This window comes from Bradyrhizobium sp. CCGB01, assembly GCF_024199795.1.
GTDB lineage: Bacteria > Pseudomonadota > Alphaproteobacteria > Rhizobiales > Xanthobacteraceae > Bradyrhizobium.
In genome coordinates, this window is the sequence record NZ_JANADK010000001.1 from 904,881 (window position 1) to 922,362 (window position 17,482).

A 17,482-nucleotide genomic window follows, 5' to 3' on the forward strand; every position below is an offset into this window, starting at 1 on the left:
GTTGGTGGGTGGTCACAGGCCGAGCCCCCGCTTGCGGCCGAAGCTCCAGTCGATGCCGCCGTCGCCGCGGGCGACGCCCGAGACGCGGCGGCCGAGCTGCTTTTCGAGTGACGGCGTCCAGGGCACGAGGCTGAAGCCGAGCCCGTCGTCGATCATCGCGAAGCGGCCGGTCGCAAGCGTGAGGCGCCGCTGGTAGGTGCCGGTGACGTACTCGCCTGCTTCGGTCTTGACCTGGGCGCGCCCCGTCTCGGCGGCGATCCGCGTGGCGGTCGCGTCCAGCTCGCGATGGCGCAGCGTGTCGATCAGGCCGGACTGGAAGCTGATGCCGCGTTTCTGACGCTCGGCAAGGCCCTGGCCGACGAGATGGTCGGCGCGTCGATCCATGGCGTTGCGGACCTCGGCGCCGAAGCCGCCGCCGAGCGCTACGGGCTCGCGGGCGATGGCCTGCCGGTCGAGCCAGGTCGCGCCGGTCGCGGTGACCTGCCGCTCGATGTCGAGGTCGGAGCGCACTGCGAGCGCGACGCGCCGTTCGCCGCGCGCGTCGTCGAACTTGCGCAGCTCGACGATCGAGCCCGGCGCGCTGTCGCCGGCCGCGTCGAGGTCCGGCAGTTTGATGTGATGGGTGCGCCCGTCGACGCCGTCGACCACCGCGAAGGCCGTGCCCTTCAGCTCGTCGTCGAGGCCGCGCGCGACCAGGCGGCCGACGACGGGATCGTCGAGGCTCTCGGAGGCGAGCACGTAGCTGCCGGCGCCGCGCGCGATCCCGCGTTCGGTGAGCCCATGATGGATGCGCTTGATGATGTCGCCGCGCTCGCCCAGCTCGCGCAGGGTCGCCTCGGCCTTCTCCGAGATCGTCCACTGGCCGGGGCCGATCTCGTCGGCGAGTCCGAGCCCTTCCAGCTTGCGCAGCCGCCCGACCTTGAGCGCGTGGAACTCGTCGGGCTGCCGATCGGCCTGCGGGGCGAGATCGATGACGCCGGTGCGATAGGCGTCGCGGGCGAGCTGGCGATCGAGGTTGGTCCAGCGATCGGCATCGATCTGGCGTTCGAGGGTGCGCCGGATCTCCTGATCGGTGCGCGGCCCCAGCTCGCGGGTGATGAGGTCGCGCGCCCGGTCGCGCATGCCCTCCTTTATATAGTCGCGCGAGATAACCAGGTCCTGGCCGTCGTCGCGCACGCCGCGGACGATCACGTGGACATGCGGATGCTGGGTGTTCCAGTGATCGACTGCCACCCATTCGAGCCGCGTGCCGAGGTCCTTCTCCATCTGGCCGACCAGCTCGCGGGCGAAGCCCTTGAGGTCGGACATCTCCACCGCGTCGTCCGGGCTGACGATGAAACGGAAATGGTGGCGGTCGCCCTCGGCGCGCTCGGCAAAATCCTTGGCGTCGACATCGTCGCCGCCGGGGCCGAATAGTCGCGCCTTCTCGCCGTCACGCGTGACGCCGTCGCGGCGAAGATAGTTGAGATGGGTCGCGAGCGGCGCGTTGCGGCCGCCATGGCGGACCACACGCGCCTTGATGACCGCGCCGCGCGAGCGCGCCGTGATCAAGCGGTTCGCCTGGATCGAGGCGCGCTGGCCGCGCCCGAACCGGGACCGCGCGCCGGACCCAATCTTCCCTTGCCGGGAGACGCTGCCGCCGGCCCGTTGGGCGGCGGCCAACGCCTGAGCAATGAAGGGCCGTGCCCGCTGTGCGCTGGTCGAACGGATGCGGCCGGGCCGGATTCGGAATTCGTTCTCGTCGGTCACGGCTGAGGCCTCGCACATCGCGCGAAGCCGATGATTTTGTTGATGAAAGCGCCGGCGCGCAGCCTGCGTCGATCAGGCGCACCTCGCGAAATCGCGGCATAAGTCCTTGAAAAAACACAACCGAACCAAGGCGCACATCGCGCCCTTTTATCCTGCCATCGTGCGGTTGTGTTTGCGGTCCTCCCTCCCAACGCCCTCCACTCTGCGCCGGGGTTCGCCACGCTGCGATGGACGGGTGAGACAGTCATCGCGGGCCTGCAGGCTCCCGGCGGGAGACGAACAGGCCGCCGGTCGGGTTCGCATCGGCCGCCGCATCACGCGGTGTCGCCGCGGTGTCGCCGTCACGCGCCCGCGCATCGGCCTGCACCGGACCTGCGCCCGGACCGCGATCAGAGGCGCCGATGAAGAGCGGTGCGCGCGTCCACGCCAGCGGATCGGCGGCAGCAACAGTGACGATGGCCGGAGACGCTTCGCCGCCGACAAGGGGCGTGAGCTGGGCGACATAGGCGCGCGTCTCGGCCGGCAACGGGCGGCCATTCGCGAGGTAGTCGTCGTACCGTCCGGGTCCCGCATTGTAGGCCGCGAGAAAGCCCGGTGCGCCGTAGCGATCGTAGAGTTCGCGCATATAGGCCGTGCCCGCGACGATGTTGTCGCGGGGGTCGAACGGATCGCTGCCAAGGCGATAGCGGGCGCGCAGATAGGCCCAGGTGTCGGGCATGATCTGCATCAGACCCATCGCGCCCCTGGGCGAGACGGCGCGCGCGTCGTTGGCGCTTTCGATACGCATGAGCGCGCGGATCCAGGCGACCGGAACGCCGAACCGCTGCGAGGCCTCGCTCACGAAGCCGGCGAGCTGGGTGCTCGCCTCGGCCGGAACCGGCGGCACGGTCTGAGCCTGCGCCGGCGACATTGGCGAAGCGGCGATCGGCAGGCCGGAAAGGAGAAGGAGGAGCAGCCGGGAGGCGGCACGCGACTTGTCCGTGCCGCTCCGATGATGCTGCGATCGATGCGGGGCGCGCACCGATCAGTCCTCCCTGTCGCGCGTGTTGGGGCGCGGCTTGGCGGGCCGCGACCAGTGCAGACCCCAGGTGCTGTCGTCGCCGGAGTGGAAGAGGTTGGCGCGCAGCGGACGCGGGAACAGCGGGCTGTCGAGCTGCACGGAGACGTAGTCGCCGGCACGTTCGCCGACATGCTTCCAGCCGGCGCCGATCTCGATGCCGTCGTCCCCGCCGAGCAGGACACGGTAGTCCGGCGCGTTCTCGGCCTCCGACGCCTCGGCCGGAACGAAGGCGAGTTCGGCGTCGATGCCGAGCGCGGTGAGCCGCCCGGAATAACCGGACTTGGTGCGGGTGAATTGGCCGATCTGGGTCATGGTCGTCTCCTTCGGTTGGGGGGGGAAGCGGCAGTTCAGCGGGTCGGCGCGCGCCATGCGTAGCGGCCGTCGCCGTGCTCATCGGTCCAGAGCGGTGTCGCCCGGCCGATCACGTCGGCGGTCGGCAGCGGGCCGAAGTAGCGACCGTCGAGGCTGTCGCGGACCGACCAGTTCATCAGGAAAAGCTCGCCCTCGGCGATGCGGCGGCAGCCCTGCCAAACGGGCAGCGAGCGGCCGAGATGATCGAGGTCGAGCGCATCGCCCATCGGCACGCCGTCGACGGTGATGGCGTGATCGCGGCGGCAGACCTGTTGGCCGGGAACGCCCGCGACGCGCTTCATCAAGGGCACGCCGCGGCCGATATAGCCGCGCTCGACCATGAAGGCGGCGAGCGGTTCGGGCGCGCGGACGGCGACGAGATCGGTGACCGCGAAGCGGTCTGCCGGCGCGATGCTGTAAAGTCCGATCGGCGTGCTTGCCGAGGCGTTCCAGATAAGCTTCTTCGGGAAGTCGACGAAGGCGGCGGTCGCCATGCCCATGGTCAGGACGTAGGTGACCATGACGTAGCCGAAGCGGCTCATGATCCGGCCCTCCGACGCAGAAGGAAGGCCTTGTGTTGCTGGGTCGTGTAGGATCGCGGCTGTTCGCCGGTGTTCATCCTGTTGTGGATGTGCCGCCAATGATCGGGCGAGACGTCGCCGGGATGGATGCCGATCGCCTCGATCGCATCGATCATTTGCAGCACGCGCTCGACCCTTGGCCAGCCTTCGACCTTGAGCAGAATGTCGCCCCCGGGACTCACGAAGGGCACGGTCTGCTGCGGCTCGCCGGCGCGGACCGTGCGCAGCACGTCGAGATGCGAGGCGATGGTCCCGTAGTCGTTGGCCGCCCAACGCACGAAGCCGAAGACGCTGTCCGGCGCAAAGCGAAGCACGCGGCGACGGCGGTCGAGGATCTGTTCGCCGACCTCGCGGCCGAACCTGATCCAGTTCTCCACACGCTTCTCGATCCAGGTGAGCTCGACTTCGGTCAGGTCGTGAGGCGGCGGCGCGGCCGGTATGAGCTCGGCGCGCGCATGGATGGCGTCGGCGCCGGTCATGTCACGTCTCCAGTGCTGTCGGGAAATTCGCGCGCGAGCAGCTCGCGCAGCATGTCGGCCACGGTGACGCCGCGCTGGAAGGCGGCGATCTTGATCCGTGCGCGCTGGTCCTGGGTGACGTCGATCGTCAGCCGCGCTGTGTAGATGTCGGCGTTGGGCGCGCGCGGTGCGGGTGCTTCGGCGGCCCTGATCCAGGTCTCCGCGTCGCCCGGCCGGGTGGCGAAGCCGCGCTTCGGAGGTGGCGCGGTCATGGCGCGATCCTCCCGATCTCGGTCGCGAGTGCGGCGATCTCGCGTGCGGCGGCACTGTCGCTGTCGAGTTCACCGACAAGCCGCCCGGTCTGCGCGGTATCGGCGAAAGAGACGCGCTGGCCGACAGTGGCGGCAAGCAGCGGCGGATCGTGGTCGGCCAGCGTTTCGGCGGTCTCGCGGGCGATTACGGTGCGCGCGGCGCAGCGATTGAGGATGAAGCGCGCGACGAGCTGGGGCCGGTAGATGCGGGCCTCGCCGAGCAGCGACAGCATCTCGGCCGACGCCCAGCCGTCGAAGGGCGAAGGCTGCACCGGGATAAGCACCAGGTCGGCGGCGAGCAGCGCCGAGCGCATCAGCCCGGCGACGCGCGGCGGCCCGTCGATAATGACGTGGTCGACGTCGCGGGCGATCTCCGGCGCCTCGCGATGAAGGGTGTCACGTGCCAGGCCGACCACCCCGAAGAGCCGAGGCAGGCCTTCTCGCGCCCGCTGCTGCGACCAGTCGAGCGCCGAGCCCTGCGGGTCCGCATCGATGAGGGTGACGCGCTGGCCGCGCTTTGCCCATTCGCCGGCAAGGTGGAGCGCGATCGTCGTCTTGCCGACGCCGCCCTTCTGGTTGAGCAGCGCGACGATCATGACAGTCTCCCGGCGATCGGGGACTCATCCACACGCAGCGAAAATGCGGTTCGCGTTAGAAAGATTCCGAAGGAATCTAGGTTAGAGAAGTTACAGGGCTTGCAAGCTGCTGATTTAGCGAGCGGATTCGGCGATTCCGGTCCCCGATAGCACGAGGATCGGGTCCTCGATGGCACGATGGGTCCAGTCCCTGATAGCACGAGACGATTCACAGCTTATCCCCAGGGCGCTTGGTCGAGCGGCGGCGCTGGCGGGGGATGCCGAACGCGTTCGGATCGATGGGTTTGAAGGACAGGATTTCGGGGCCGCCGAGGCACTGCTCGATGGTCAGGCGGTAGCCTGGCAGCGGCTGCCGGCGGACGATGTCGCGCAGGTCGTAGGCGAAATGCTTGAGCGGCGAGAGGCTACCGGATTTGGCGTGGAGATGCGGGAAATCGAAGCTCCAGCCAAATTCCTGCTTGCCGCCGTGCTTGCGCACAAGGCGATAGAGCCAGCGCTCCAGACCGCCCGTCAGGCCGAAATAATCGCGGTCGATCGTCAGCACGAGCGCGTCGTCGAGCACCGCGGCGTAGAACCAGTCCGGCACGATCAATTCGAGCCCGAGCGGCCGGCCGCGAGCGTCGGCGCGCTCCTTCCACTCGTTGATCCAGGAGAAGCGATGCAGCCGCCGCTCGGTCGGCTGGCGGATCGACGTCGCGACCGTCGTTGACTGGAGTCGGTCGAGCGCGGCCTTCAATCGGTCGTAGTCGCGCAAGCTGACGCCGCGGCCTATGAACTGCAGAATCTCGTAGGGCGTGGTCGCCATAAGGCGCGACGGGCGCAGTCCGTGGTCACGCGCCTCGACGATCTGAGACGCGGCCCAGATCAGCACGTCGGCGTCCCAGATGGTGGCCATGCCGTGCTCGGGGACGGCCTCCACACGGATGACGACGGAGCCGGCCTTGAAGTTGATCGGCGCCAGTCGCTTCGACTTGCCGAGGGCGAAGAAGGGATACGCCATCAGGTCTTGAGCGTCGCGGGGTGCGAGATCGCCGGGCAGAGCCCGAAAGAGATCGAGCTGCTCGCGTTCGCTGAGGTGATGGCGCGCCGACATCGTGAGGAGCTCAGCGCGGGAAGCGGCCAGCAGCGGTAGGCGCGGCCGCCTGGCGCTTTGCCGGAAGGACGGTCGCGCCGCGCGGATCGGACGTCGAAGTGACGAGACCGCGATCCGCCCAGGTCTGGAGGTCGTCGACCGAATAGACGACGCGGCCGCCGAGCTTCCGATAGGTCGGACCCGTGCCGTAGGTGCGATGCTTTTCGAGCGTGCGTTCGGAAAGGCCGAGGAAGCGGGCCGCCTCCTGCGTTCTTAGGTATCGTGGCGGTAGATTGGCGGCTTTTTCGGCCATGATCGAACCTCCGTGGTCTCGCGGGTGGCCGCTGCGAACGAGCGGCGGGTTGCGAGCACGGTGGCGCGAAGACGGCGCCTCGGACGATGTCGAAGTAAGGAAGCTAAATTCGACACCCGGGTGGGTGTCAGCGTTCGCGTCGGGGACGGCGCAGCAGCGCCCGGTATCCGCCGCGAACGAGCTTCATGCCGTCGCGGGTGAGGCGAATGGTGGTTTCGCGGATGGCGCTGCCAACCCACGACGTCGCGTCGTTCTCATGTTGGGGGAAAAGAAACCGGGCGATGGCCCGGTAGGTGGCGCCCGTCTCGCGGGCGTCAACCGCGCGTAGCATCTGTCGCGCCCGTTGAAGCCGCTGGGGCGTCATGCGCGGGTCCGCCGGCACCGCTCGGCCTGTCGCGGCCGACCAGAACCGGCCCAACGCCGTCAGGCGGTCCGGTGTCATCTCGTCGAGCGGGATCACCGCGGCGAGCGAGTCGCCTTCCATCGAACCGGAGAGGCTGACATCGAACCGCTCTCCGTGGAGGTTCAACCGCAGAAGCGCTGCTTCGCGGTCTCGGACAGCGTGAGCCCGAAGATCGTCAACGGTGAGATGAGAACCTTCGGATAGGGCGGGCCCGCTTTGGAGGATGATCGCCGCCGGATCGGTTTGCGGGGTCCAGAAGATCGGCTGCGCGAGGCCCGTGATGCGTGGGTCTGCTGCGAAAACATAACCCCCATTGCTGAGCAAACGCCGTCGCCGTTTCGTCGCTCAATCGCCCGGAGGACAACAATTCCTGAAAAGACCTCCTGTAATCCGGGTTTCGCCGTAGGAATTCCCAGGCAAGTTCGCTCGTCGTAAGCTGGTCGATATAGTCATAGGCGGCCTCAGACTGCCATTTTTCTTCCCCGGACATCCTCCGCCGCCTCCGCGCAAATGTTACGCAACGCGAGTTGTGAAGCGATGACGATTCCAAGTTGAGTGATCGTTGGGAAGAACGAAGTCGGATCAACGTGATGCAAGTCCTGCATCACCTCAGTGGAGGCGGGGCCCCAGGAGTTCGCTGTAGCCGCTTTGTGTCATCCATTTGGCGCGGGAGAGATGAGCGGTGTGGACGCGGGCGGCGCGCTCTGGATCGGTTTTGGCACAGATTCCGAAGAGCGCTTCGACGACTTCTTTCCAGTCCGCACCGTCAGCGTCAGCATCGAGAAGGCGCAGGTAAAGCTTCAGATGCGCCTGGTCATAGGCGGTGAGCGCTGCGCCGTCAGGCGGCTGGTCCAGAAAGTCTTCTTTGGTCACGGTATCCCCCGTTCATAGATGTATCCATTTTGAAGGGGATTGTTAACGCTGTTTTGAGAACAGAGGCCATCGCCAGACCGTGTACACGGCGGCGGAGCGGGGCGATTGCCCGTCGACGCGTCAGTCGTCTCTCTTCCTGTTGACAAGCATCACTCCCACACCCTGGTCGGAGTTCAGGAAGACGATCCCGCCGCCCTCGAACGCGCGCCGGACTTCATCGCGCGTGCTCTCATAGACCTCGAGGTCGCTTTCGGACTCGAGGCGCTTCAGCGCGGTCAAAGATACCCGGGCCCGGTCAGCGAGCGTCTCCTGTGTCCAACCCAGCAACGCGCGTGCGGCCCGCGATTGTCGGGCGGTGATCATGCATGATCACCTCCCACTCGGACCTACGCGCACGCCAGAACTACGACTATAATAGTCGTTCTAAGGCGCCGGCGCCAGCTCTAACACCCCCGGCGATCTTCACTTGCATTCATGCGGCGCGAACTGATTCGGTCGCCGTGGAAGCCGAAGGCCCCGGCCCAGTCCGGCCGGGGCCTTGCGCGGGGCCTCAGTCGCCGCGCCGCCCGTTGGGGCGGGACCAGATCAGCGAGAAGGTGTCTTCGCCTTCGTCGTCGAAGAGGTTGGCGTAGATCGGGGCGTTGAAGCTCGGATCGTCGAGCTTAAGGCCCAGATAGTCGCGGCCCTCGTTGGAGCGCTTGGACCAGGCGGCGCCGATCTCGGCGCGGCCGACCAAGACCCTGTGGCTGGGGGCGTTCTCGCCGGTGGAGCGCTGGTCGGGAACGATGCGCACATTCTTGGCCTGGACGCTGAGGGTGACGATTTCGCCGGTGAACTCGTTCGAGCCGGTCTTCTTGAAGGTGCCGATGGTCGCCATTGTAAGTCTCCGTTTTCCGTTCCCGAGCCCGCACCATTGCGGCCTCGATGGCGATCGGCAGGCCGGAGGCGATCGACGGCGCACCCCGAAGGGGCCCTGACAGCTAAGGAGGGCTTTCTTGTCTCGCGAGGAATGACGGCTTGAGCCGGCAGGGGAAGAAAGTTTGACGCGGCTGTTGCGTCATAGGCGATCGAGGCGCAGCCGGTCTTCGGCCAGATCAGGCCATTGAAGAGGCCGTTTGGAGCGGTCGAGGCACGGTCCGGTAACGGAGAAGATGGCGGCCGTCCCGCAACGGCAACCGGCGGCACAGCATGCTCACCGACTTCGTCTCCTCCTTCCAGGCCGACGCTGCCGCATCCGGCCGTCGTACCGCCACCGCCGAGATCGCCGCACCGATGTCCAGTGCACGCCTAGACACGGCTCAGCTCTCACAGCGCTCCAACGAGAACCGCCTTTCCGGACCAGCGTCGATCCGCGTCGCACCCGCCTATCGTTCCGGCATCAGACGACGGGAACGACCACGGCCACGGTTGCCCTGATCCTCCTGACGGCGATGACGAAGATCAGGCCCGTGCAAGGTCCCGGCTGGACGGGGCCGGAGCCGCCGCCATTCCAGGGACCCGCACGAAGGCGGTGATGCCGACTGCGACCGAGCCGATGACGGAGAAGGTGATCTGCCACGCGTCGGACGGCATGAGGTGCTTCACGATGCCATGGGTGGCATAGAAGCCGGCGATCGCCGCCGGCGCCACGAAGGCAGCCGCCACGATCAGCTTCAGCCACATAGGCCGGACGAAGGTGATGAGCAGATGGCCGGCGGCGAGCGTGATCGCCGCCGCGACGGCGCCGACCAGGATGGCGCCCGGGATGCCGGCGCCCATGCCGTGCGCCCAGGCGCCCGTGGTCACGCCGACGAACGCTGGCAGCGCGAAGACGGCCAGCGTGAACAGCAGCCAGCAAAGCAGGCCTATCGCTGCGAGGGATGCAAGTATTGCGAAGATGATCATGGCGGTGGTCTCCGTATGGACAAGGTCTGACGGTCGCGCCTTCCACCACCACCACGGCGCCGCTGAAGTATAGCGCAAGAGCGCGCGTGCCGGGAGCGGAAATCGGCGGCGATTTCCGCTCGGGCGACCAGGGCGCCCCGGTCAAGGGGCGAAGGGGTCGATCTCATGGACGATGGCGACGATGTCGCCGTCATATTCGCTGGCGGGCATGACCGACAGCGTGCCGTCGCCAGCCTGGAAGATGATGATGGCGGCCATCAGCGTGGTGGCGAGGCTGAAGGCGAAGGCGTGGGCGTCGTTGAGGGACATCGATCCGGCTCCTGTTCGAGCGGAGGACCATCCCCCGCTGACAGGCGCCCGATGTGTTGGGCTGAGCGCTGCAATCACCGCGCAGGCGAAGCCGCAGCGGCGGCATGCTCGCATAGCCGACCCTTTACGGGTTGATGGCGTGAAGCGATCAGTCTGACCAAGGATCAGCGCAGAAAAGCGGGGGTGGTGCTCGGCGACGAGAGCCGGTCACGTTCCCGATCAGGCAAGGAGAGCCGAACGATGCCCGACCGGAGCGTTGGCGATGAAATCCCTGTAGGCGTAGTTGATGAGGTCGCGGACCAGTTCGAGCAGACCGCCGACCGGCAGACCGTCGAACGGATCGCCATGGGCCATGCCGTTGCGACGCTGGCTTAGGCTCGGCTCCGACGCGCCGGTGACGAATCCGATCGCGGTGCCGCCGGTGCGGACGATCATCGGGATGTGCGCGTCGTCGAGGCCATCGACATCGACCATATGCTTCAACAGCGCGGCGAAGGAGCGCTTCTTCTTCGGAATCTTGTCGCCATATCGATCCATCACCGTCAGCTCCAGGGCGATGAGTGCGGCGAGCTCGCCGGCTTTCAGCACGTCGAGATCGATCCAGCCGAGCAGATAGAGCGCCTGTGCGCGCCGGAATTTGAGCTGGACGATGTCGGGTATGCGCGCGTCGATGCCGAGGCCGACGATGAACCGTCGCCATTCGTCGGGCTCGCTGAACTGGATCATTCCGCCGGGGAGCCCGGGCGATGGCCATGGGATGATCAGCGGCGCGTCACGCGCGCCGAGTTGAATGTGGTCAAGGTCCAGATGCGCCTCCTGTCGGCAAAAACTCAGTGTTTCTGCGGACAATAACAGATCGCGGTCAGTCGTTTGAAGTCGGCGGCGCTCACGCGCCGCCGAACTTCCAGACTGGGATACCGAGCTTCTTGGCCTTGTCGGCGAGGTTGTCGTGGATGCCGGTGCCCGGGAAGTGCATCACGCCCTTCGGCACGATCTCCAGGATGTCGTCGTTGCGCTTGAAGGGTGCTGCCCGGCCGTGCTTCGTCCAGTCGGGCGCGAAGCCGATCTGCGGGACGTTGCGGTTCTTTGCCCAGAGCGAGGCGATCTTCTCGGCGCCCTTCTGCGATTTGCCGTGAATCAGCACCATGTCGGGATGCTTCTCGTGGACCTGATCGAGCTTGGCCCAGATCAGCCGGTGGTCGTCGAAGTCGAGCCCGCCGGTGACGACGATCTTCGGGCCCGGCGGCAGGAGTACCTCCTGGTCTGCGCGCTTCTTCGCCATCAGGAAGTCGCGGCTGTCGATCATCGCCGAGGTGAGATTGCGATGGTTGACCTTCGATCCGCTGCGCGGAAGCCAACTCTTGCCGACGTGGCGCTCGTAGTGTTCCGCGGCTTGGTCGCGCATTAGCTCGAAGGCGTTCTGGCGCTCGATCAGCGTCATGCCCTCGGCGATCAAGCGCTCCAGTTCGACGGATTTCACCTCGCTGCCGTCCTGTTCGCGCTGCGCCCGCTTCTGGGCCTGCTCGTTGTCGTCCAGTTCCCGGCCGATCCGGTCGGTGGCGCGGTGGAAGACGTTGGTGGTCGACCAGAGGAGATCGTCGAGGTCGGGTTCGAGGCGCGTGTCCTCCAGGGTGCCGATCAGGGCGTCGAAGATGTCGGCGACAGCGCCAGCGACCTGGTTGCCGTCGGGAAGAAGTCGCTGGTCGGGCTCGTCTGCGAAGGGGCGATAGCCGTGAAGCTGGAGTTCGTTGAGGACATGGTCGGTGGGTGAGGATTCGTGGTGCGGTTCGTAGTCGTCGTGATCGCGCATGGGATGCTCCGTCGGTTGGACCGCGACCATCGCGGCCTTCATGGCGACGAAGCCCACCAGCCGGACGGCCGGGCACCCGGAGCGCAGCGCAGGGCTCGATGGCTAAGGCCGGCTATTTTGCCTCGCGATGGAAAGGCCCGCAGGGCCGCCGGAAAATAGTCGGCCGCCGCCATTGCCCGGCTGGCCGGCTTGTGGGCCGATCGCCCTCTCGAAGGCCGAGGCGCGGTCCCCCTCCGATGGATTGACGCATCCGCCGAGCGCGGCGGCGAAACCGCAGGCCCGTTCTCCTGCCGGCTATGCCGCCAACGCCATGAAGCGGGCAACGTCCTGCGGCGCGACCTGCAACCGGGCATCCATGCGCAGTGCATCCAGGCCGAGCGTGCGAAGATCTTCGTTGAAGTCGTCCAGCTCGGGCGAGATGACAATCGCCTCGATCTCGGCCGCGTTCGCCCGTTCGATCAGCGCATCACGCGCCCCGTCACCGGCCGGGTCGTTGTCGCGGACGATGTAGAGACGGCGCAGCGTGTCGGGGAACAGGATGGCAGCGAGATGTGCCGCAGAGAGCGCCGCAAGCATTGGCATGTCGGGCAAGACTTGTCGGAGCGACAGAACGGTTTCGATGCCTTCGCCGGCCGCCATCACGTCGCCACCGCTGCCGAATCGAACTGCGTTGCCGAGAAGATCGCCCAATGCACGCCTCGGCGTGTCGATCGGCGCCTTGTCGCGTCGGCGGGGATCGAGCCAAGTGCGATGCGCCCCGGTGATCTTGCCACCGAGGTCGGTGACTTCAGCGATCATCGACGGCCAGGTCTCGGTCGGCGAATGCTCGTCGGGCCGATAGTAGCAGCGCGGGTGGAAATGCAGGTTCCCGGTTCCGCGTAAATCCGTAATACCGCGTTCCCGTAAATACGCCTGCACGAGCGTGCCGTAGATCGGCTGGGACATGCGGATCAGTCGGCGCGCCGCCTCAGGGGACCCATGCGGCGCCGGGCTCTGCCGCTCGTGCTCACGAGGTTCGGGTTCGGGGGGCGGCATCGAGAGGAAGGTCCGGGCCTCGTCGGCGACGTCCTTGAAGTCGACCAGCCCACAGGTTTCGCGGATGACGTCGAGAAGATCGCCATGTTCGCCGGTCGCTGCGTCGGTCCATTTGCCGGCTGGACCCTTGGGGGTGTCCTTGAGCCGGACATACATCGAGCGCCCGGGCGTGTTGCGTGCGTCGCCGACCAGCCAGTAGCCGCCTTCGCGGCGGCCACTGGAGAGATAATGGCGGCACACCGCCTCGGCCTGCCGGCCGAGACGGTGTGCAAGATCGGAAGCGTCCTGACGTGCCATCACGCGGCCTCCCGCTCGGAGATGCGCGCGACGGGGAAGGTGTCGAGCAGCCTGGTGAGGACGATCGGCCCGGTCGCGTCGACCGGCACGAAAAAGCGGAGCTTCCACGAGATGATCTCGCTGAACAGGCCATAGGCCCGCAGACGGTCGCGCATCGCCTCGGTGAAACCGGTCAGCTCCAGGCGCTTGGCGCTCATGACGCGCGCCCGGCGAAGTTGCAGGCCCTCGGCGAGATCTAGGATTGTCGTGCCGTCCATCAGTGCGGTGAAGGCCTGTTCGGGGGTGAGCGTCGGGGCACCCATGGTGACGGCGTTCGCCGCCCAGGCCGGCGAGACGCGGCGACCGATGATGCGCTCGCCGGCATCGGTTTGGAGCCGGTAGACGCGGGTCGACTCGTTCGGAAGGCGCTTCCAGATCGGAAGCAGCAGTCCGGAGACGATATGGATCGTGCTGTCGGAGAACTCCGGCACATCGTTCAGCTCCGCCCACCACGCGGCGGCGAAGGCGGCACGATCGGCTTCCTCCCAATGGCTTTCGTCCATCATGCGCAGCGGCGCGTAATGCTGCTCCATTGGCCGGATCAGGCAGACGCGGCGCTCGATCTCGCCATCGTCGAGCATCATCGACGGTGCGGGGACCTGCACGGCGGCGCGACCGGATCGGCCGTTGACCAGGAGCCGCGCCCGCGGGTCGGAAAGATGGTCGAGCGCGTCGGCGAGACTCGTCGGCCGATTGCGCTCCCGGCGGGTGATGGTGAGCAGCCGCGTTTCCGCGCTGGTGCCAGGATGGGTGTGGATCACTTGGGCGTCGGTGACGACGAAGCTTTCGGCCTGCAGCGTCTCCAGCCCGATATCATAGACGCCGCTGCGGATCGCGCCCTCGACCTTGGCGGTCAGGAGCTGCTCGAACGCCGTGAAGAGCACGCCCTGCAGGTCGATGGTGAGCGCCAAGAGGCGATTGAGGAAGGTGGTGATCGGCGGCAATTCGTCCTTCATGCCGTTATGGTCCATGAGCTTGAGACCGGTGGCGGACTCGAAGCGGTCGAGCGAGCAGTTCTCGACCTTACCGCGGACGAGCAGCAGATAGAGCTGGCGCAGCGCATCGCGGGCGTATGGGCTTTCGAGATTGTCTTCAGGTCGGAACAGGCCTTGGCCGCCGGTCTGGCGCTGCCCGCGCGTGATTGCGCCGAGCGTGTCGAGCCGGCGCGCAATCGTCGAGAGGAAGCGCTTCTCGGCCTTCACGTCGCTGGCGATCGGTCGGAAGAGCGGCGGCTGCGCCTGGTTGGTGCGGTTGGTGCGGCCGAGCCCCTGGATCGCCGCGTCGGCCTTCCAGCCCGGCTCCAAGAGATAGTGGATCCGCAGGCGCTGGTTTCGGGCGGCCAGATCGGCGTGATAGCTGCGCCCTGTGCCGCCGGCATCCGAGAAGACGAGGATGCGCTTCTGGTCACCCATGAAGGCGGCCGTCTCGGCGAGATTGGCTGACCCCGCCCGGTTCTCGACGGCGAGGCGTTCGCCCTTGCGCACCACGCGGCGCGACCGGCCGGTGACCTCGGCGACCAGATCGGTGCCGAAGCGCTGGACGATCTGGTCGAGGGCGCCGGGAACGGGCTCAAGCGATGCGAGCCGCTCGATCAGCTCGTCGCGACGGGCGACGGCTTCTCGGCTTTCCACGGGCTGGCCGTCCCGGTAGACCGGGCGCGAGGACAGATTGCCCTCGCTGTCGGAGAATGGCTCGTAAAGCTGAACCGGGAACGAATGGGCGAGATAGTCGAGGATATATTCGCGCGGCGTGATGTCGACGCGGACGTCGTTCCATTCCTCGGTCGGGATCTCGGCCAGACGGCGTTCCATCAGCGCTTCGCCGGTCGAGACGATCTGGATGACCGCGCTGTGCCCGTCGGCCAGGTCCTGCTCGATCGAGCGGATCAGCGTCGGGGTTTTCATGCTGGTCAGGAGATGGCCGAAGAATCGCTGCTTGGCGCTCTCGAAGGCCGAGCGGGAGGCCGACTTCGCCTGCCGGTTCAGCGTGCCGGTCGAGCCCGTGATGTTGGCGGCCTGCATCGCTGCATCGAGATGATTGTGGATGATCGCGAAGGCTCCGGCATAGGCGTCGTAGATGCGGGTCTGCTCGGGCGTGAGCTGATGCTCGACCAGCTCGTATTCGACGCCGTCATAGGAGAGCGATCGGGCCGTGTAGAGACCGAGCGCGCGCAGATCGCGGGCGAGCACCTCCATGGCCGCGACGCCGCCATTCTCCACGGCTTCGACAAACTCGGCGCGATTGGCGAAGGGGAAATCCTCGCCGCCCCACAGGCCGAGCCGCTGGGCATAGGCGAGATTGTGGACGGTCGTCGCGCCGGTCGCCGAGACATAGACGACTCGGGCGTTCGGGAGCGCGTGCTGGAGCCGCAGCCCCGCACGGCCTTGCTGCGACGGGGCCACGTCACCCCGTTCTCCCTTGCCGCCACCAGCATTCTGCATCGCGTGGGACTCGTCGAAAATGACCACTCCATCGAAGTCGGAGCCCAACCATTCGACGATTTGCTTGACCCGCGAAAGCTTCTCGCCACGATCGTCGGACCGTAGCGTGGCATAGGTGGTGAATAGGACGCCTTCGTTCAGCCGGATGGCCGTGCCCTGCGGGAAGCGCGACAGCGGCGTGACCAGCAGGCGCTCCATGCCGAGCGCCGACCAGTCGCGCTGTGCGTCCTCCAGCAGCTTGTCCGACTTCGAAATCCAGACGGCCTTGCGGCGGCCTTGGAGCCAGTTGTCGAGGATGATGCCGGCCGATTGGCGGCCCTTGCCGGCACCGGTGCCGTCGCCGAGCATGAAGCCGCGGCGGAAGCGGATGGCGTTCGGCGCATCGTCGGGCGCGGCGGTGACGAGATCGCCGGTCTTGTCCACAGTCCATGCGCCGGCGAGATATTCGCCATGGGCCTCGCCGGCATAGATCACCGTCTCGAGCTGGGCGTCGGACAGAAGCCCATCGGTGACGATCCCGGCCGGCAGCGTCGGCCGATAGCTCGGCTTCGGCGGCGCGACTGACGCCATGGCGGCCGATTGCACCAGCTTGGTGGGATGGGGCTGCGCATCCGGGATGCGGATCGACTGGAGCGCATAGGCCTCGTAGATCGAGTCCGACAGGCGACCGCCCTCGGGCGGCGTCCAGTCGGCGGTCTCATAGTCGAGGGGCACGCCCTCGATCTCAGTCGTGCGACGGGCGGACGCGGCGGCTGCGGCCCGCGCGAGGTAGCCGCGAACGGTGCGCGGCGCGGTATGGGGCGCGACCTTCGGCAGCGCGACGGCCATGCGCGGTGGCACATCCCGTTCGATCCAGGCGAGCAGCGTCGCCAAGTCCGGCGCGATGCCGAGGGATGCGGGGAACCGAGCCGCATCTTCGGCCGGCGCCTTGTCGATGACGGTCAGGCGCGTCTCGATCGTCGTGCCGTGCTTGGCATAGACCGAGCCGGCGATCGCCACGGTGAACACGACGCGGCCGCGCTCCTGCAGCCGGACGAAGCTGTCCCGCCAGGCCGGCAGTTCGGGCGAGAAATTTGCGCCCGTGATCGCCACCAGCCTGCCGCCCGGTGCGAGCCGCGCCAGCGCCGAAGCGATATGGCGATAGGCGGCGTCGGCGACGCGTCCGGAGACGTTCGCCATGACCGAGAATGGCGGGTTCATGATGACGACGCTAGGAATGGCGGCGGTATCGAGGTGATCGTCGATCTGGGCGGCGTCGAAGCGCCCGACGGCAACGGCCGGAAAGAGAGAGGCGAGCAGATCGGCGCGGGTCTCTGCCAGCTCGTTGAGGATGAGATCCGAGCCCGCGACCTCCGCGAGGACCGCGAGCAGGCCCGTGCCGGCCGAGGGCTCCAGCACCCGGTCGGCGGGCGTGAGCGCTGCGGCGGTCAAGGCCGCCAGGCCGAGCGGTGTCGGCGTCGAGAACTGCTGAAGGGCCTGGGCCTCTTCGGAGCGGCGCGTATGGGTCGGCAGCAGCCCAGCGATCTTGCTCAGCGCGGCGAGCCGTGCAGCCGGAGACGCGGCTTTGCGGAAAAGCGGCTTTCCGTATTTGCGCAGGAACAGCACGGTCGCCGCCTCGCAGGCGTCGTAGGCCGTCTTCCAGTCCCAGGCGCCGCTGGCGTCGGAGGCGCCGAAGGCGTGTTCCATGGCGGCGCGCAGGATCGCGGCGTCGATCGTGCGGCCCTGTTCGAGATGGGGAAGGAGATGGCCGGCGGCGGCGAGGATGGCGGCGGCCGGAGGCGCGTCGAGGGCGAGCGGAAGCGGGGCCGCCGGAGCGGCTCCGGAGACGGGAGTGTGAAGCATGGAGGATACCTCGAAAGAGCGGAAGACGGACGAGCCGGCCCGGCGCTCTCTCTCGACC

The 17,482-nt window shown here is 67.3% G+C and carries 20 protein-coding genes; all 20 read right to left on the reverse strand.

Features of this window, described 5'->3' with window-relative positions; genetic code table 11:
- Positions 1-12: 12 nt before the first annotated feature.
- A complete protein-coding gene (locus NLM25_RS04025; RefSeq protein ID WP_254136124.1) occupies positions 13-1,749 on the reverse strand; it encodes a VirD2 family relaxase/mobilization nuclease in 1,737 nt (578 codons plus the stop codon).
- Positions 1,750-1,993: 244 nt separating this feature from the next.
- Positions 1,994-2,770: a transglycosylase SLT domain-containing protein gene (locus NLM25_RS04030; RefSeq protein ID WP_254136125.1), complete on the reverse strand. Its 777-nt coding sequence runs from the start codon at positions 2,768-2,770 to the stop codon at positions 1,994-1,996.
- Between the two features lie 3 nt (positions 2,771-2,773).
- On the reverse strand, positions 2,774-3,121 hold the full coding sequence (locus tag NLM25_RS04035) for a DUF736 domain-containing protein (RefSeq protein ID WP_254136126.1): 348 nt from the start codon (positions 3,119-3,121) through the stop codon (positions 2,774-2,776).
- Between the two features lie 35 nt (positions 3,122-3,156).
- The gene (locus NLM25_RS04040) at positions 3,157-3,702 is read right to left on the reverse strand and encodes a S26 family signal peptidase (RefSeq protein WP_254136127.1); all 546 of its coding nucleotides are present in this window, start codon (positions 3,700-3,702) and stop codon (positions 3,157-3,159) included.
- Complete coding sequence (locus tag NLM25_RS04045; RefSeq protein WP_254136128.1) at positions 3,699-4,220, reverse strand: DUF2840 domain-containing protein; 522 nt, start codon at positions 4,218-4,220, stop codon at positions 3,699-3,701. Before NLM25_RS04045 ends, NLM25_RS04040 begins: the two co-directional genes overlap by 4 nt.
- Complete coding sequence (locus tag NLM25_RS04050; RefSeq protein WP_254136129.1) at positions 4,217-4,471, reverse strand: hypothetical protein; 255 nt, start codon at positions 4,469-4,471, stop codon at positions 4,217-4,219. The genes NLM25_RS04045 and NLM25_RS04050 overlap by 4 nt, the downstream gene beginning before the upstream one ends.
- Positions 4,468-5,106 carry a ParA family partition ATPase gene (gene parA / locus NLM25_RS04055; RefSeq protein ID WP_254136130.1) on the reverse strand — a complete coding sequence of 213 codons (639 nt, stop codon included), beginning with the start codon at positions 5,104-5,106 and terminating at the stop codon, positions 4,468-4,470. The genes NLM25_RS04050 and parA overlap by 4 nt, the downstream gene beginning before the upstream one ends.
- 208 nt (positions 5,107-5,314) lie before the next feature.
- Positions 5,315-6,199 carry a replication initiator protein A gene (locus tag NLM25_RS04060; RefSeq protein ID WP_254136131.1) on the reverse strand — a complete coding sequence of 295 codons (885 nt, stop codon included), beginning with the start codon at positions 6,197-6,199 and terminating at the stop codon, positions 5,315-5,317.
- Between the two features lie 10 nt (positions 6,200-6,209).
- Positions 6,210-6,491 carry an AlpA family transcriptional regulator gene (locus tag NLM25_RS04065; protein WP_254136132.1) on the reverse strand — a complete coding sequence of 94 codons (282 nt, stop codon included), beginning with the start codon at positions 6,489-6,491 and terminating at the stop codon, positions 6,210-6,212.
- 127 nt (positions 6,492-6,618) lie between these two features.
- Positions 6,619-7,176, reverse strand: coding sequence for a DUF2285 domain-containing protein (locus NLM25_RS04070; RefSeq protein ID WP_375167876.1), 558 nt, complete (start codon positions 7,174-7,176; stop codon positions 6,619-6,621).
- The gene (locus NLM25_RS44240; protein ID WP_375167807.1) at positions 7,070-7,384 is read right to left on the reverse strand and encodes a transcriptional regulator domain-containing protein; all 315 of its coding nucleotides are present in this window, start codon (positions 7,382-7,384) and stop codon (positions 7,070-7,072) included. The genes NLM25_RS04070 and NLM25_RS44240 overlap by 107 nt, the downstream gene beginning before the upstream one ends.
- 119 nt (positions 7,385-7,503) lie before the next feature.
- Positions 7,504-7,767 (reverse strand): DNA -binding domain-containing protein, encoded by a 264-nt coding sequence (locus NLM25_RS04075; RefSeq protein WP_083900996.1) that lies wholly within the window; start codon positions 7,765-7,767, stop codon positions 7,504-7,506.
- A gap of 120 nt (positions 7,768-7,887) precedes the next feature.
- Positions 7,888-8,130, reverse strand: a complete 243-nt coding sequence (locus NLM25_RS04080) for a helix-turn-helix transcriptional regulator (RefSeq protein WP_176612656.1) — start codon at positions 8,128-8,130, stop codon at positions 7,888-7,890.
- A gap of 187 nt (positions 8,131-8,317) precedes the next feature.
- On the reverse strand, positions 8,318-8,644 hold the full coding sequence (locus NLM25_RS04085) for a DUF736 domain-containing protein (RefSeq protein WP_104679237.1): 327 nt from the start codon (positions 8,642-8,644) through the stop codon (positions 8,318-8,320).
- Positions 8,645-9,207: 563 nt separating this feature from the next.
- Complete coding sequence (locus NLM25_RS04090) at positions 9,208-9,651, reverse strand: hypothetical protein (RefSeq protein ID WP_254136134.1); 444 nt, start codon at positions 9,649-9,651, stop codon at positions 9,208-9,210.
- A 141-nt stretch (positions 9,652-9,792) separates the two neighbouring features.
- Positions 9,793-9,960: a hypothetical protein gene (locus NLM25_RS04095; RefSeq protein WP_254136135.1), complete on the reverse strand. Its 168-nt coding sequence runs from the start codon at positions 9,958-9,960 to the stop codon at positions 9,793-9,795.
- 219 nt (positions 9,961-10,179) lie between these two features.
- Positions 10,180-10,686, reverse strand: a complete 507-nt coding sequence (locus NLM25_RS04100) for a hypothetical protein (RefSeq protein WP_254136136.1) — start codon at positions 10,684-10,686, stop codon at positions 10,180-10,182.
- Positions 10,687-10,846: 160 nt separating this feature from the next.
- Positions 10,847-11,770 (reverse strand): DUF2493 domain-containing protein, encoded by a 924-nt coding sequence (locus NLM25_RS04105; RefSeq protein WP_254136137.1) that lies wholly within the window; start codon positions 11,768-11,770, stop codon positions 10,847-10,849.
- Between the two features lie 294 nt (positions 11,771-12,064).
- Positions 12,065-13,102: a toprim domain-containing protein gene (locus tag NLM25_RS04110; RefSeq protein WP_254136138.1), complete on the reverse strand. Its 1,038-nt coding sequence runs from the start codon at positions 13,100-13,102 to the stop codon at positions 12,065-12,067.
- A complete protein-coding gene (locus NLM25_RS04115) occupies positions 13,102-17,424 on the reverse strand; it encodes a strawberry notch family protein (RefSeq protein WP_254136139.1) in 4,323 nt (1,440 codons plus the stop codon). The genes NLM25_RS04110 and NLM25_RS04115 overlap by 1 nt, the downstream gene beginning before the upstream one ends.
- Positions 17,425-17,482 lie beyond the last annotated feature (58 nt).

Bases quoted from the DNA above. Each gene is read 5' to 3' on its own strand.
- NLM25_RS44240 (WP_375167807.1), bottom strand. From the start codon at position 7,384: ATGTCCGGGGAAGAAAAATGGCAGTCTGAGGCCGCCTATGACTATATC.
- NLM25_RS04045 (WP_254136128.1), bottom strand. From the start codon at position 4,220: ATGACCGGCGCCGACGCCATCCATGCGCGCGCCGAGCTCATACCGGCC.
- NLM25_RS04115 (WP_254136139.1), bottom strand. From the start codon at position 17,424: ATGCTTCACACTCCCGTCTCCGGAGCCGCTCCGGCGGCCCCGCTTCCG.
- NLM25_RS04110 (WP_254136138.1), bottom strand. From the start codon at position 13,102: ATGGCACGTCAGGACGCTTCCGATCTTGCACACCGTCTCGGCCGGCAG.
- NLM25_RS04080 (WP_176612656.1), bottom strand. From the start codon at position 8,130: ATGATCACCGCCCGACAATCGCGGGCCGCACGCGCGTTGCTGGGTTGG.
- NLM25_RS04100 (WP_254136136.1), bottom strand. From the start codon at position 10,686: ATGATCCAGTTCAGCGAGCCCGACGAATGGCGACGGTTCATCGTCGGC.
- parA (WP_254136130.1), bottom strand. From the start codon at position 5,106: ATGATCGTCGCGCTGCTCAACCAGAAGGGCGGCGTCGGCAAGACGACG.
- NLM25_RS04105 (WP_254136137.1), bottom strand. From the start codon at position 11,770: ATGCGCGATCACGACGACTACGAACCGCACCACGAATCCTCACCCACC.
- NLM25_RS04090 (WP_254136134.1), bottom strand. From the start codon at position 9,651: ATGATCATCTTCGCAATACTTGCATCCCTCGCAGCGATAGGCCTGCTT.
- NLM25_RS04035 (WP_254136126.1), bottom strand. From the start codon at position 3,121: ATGACCCAGATCGGCCAATTCACCCGCACCAAGTCCGGTTATTCCGGG.
- NLM25_RS04060 (WP_254136131.1), bottom strand. From the start codon at position 6,199: ATGTCGGCGCGCCATCACCTCAGCGAACGCGAGCAGCTCGATCTCTTT.
- NLM25_RS04085 (WP_104679237.1), bottom strand. From the start codon at position 8,644: ATGGCGACCATCGGCACCTTCAAGAAGACCGGCTCGAACGAGTTCACC.
- NLM25_RS04065 (WP_254136132.1), bottom strand. From the start codon at position 6,491: ATGGCCGAAAAAGCCGCCAATCTACCGCCACGATACCTAAGAACGCAG.
- NLM25_RS04050 (WP_254136129.1), bottom strand. From the start codon at position 4,471: ATGACCGCGCCACCTCCGAAGCGCGGCTTCGCCACCCGGCCGGGCGAC.
- NLM25_RS04040 (WP_254136127.1), bottom strand. From the start codon at position 3,702: ATGAGCCGCTTCGGCTACGTCATGGTCACCTACGTCCTGACCATGGGC.
- NLM25_RS04095 (WP_254136135.1), bottom strand. From the start codon at position 9,960: ATGTCCCTCAACGACGCCCACGCCTTCGCCTTCAGCCTCGCCACCACG.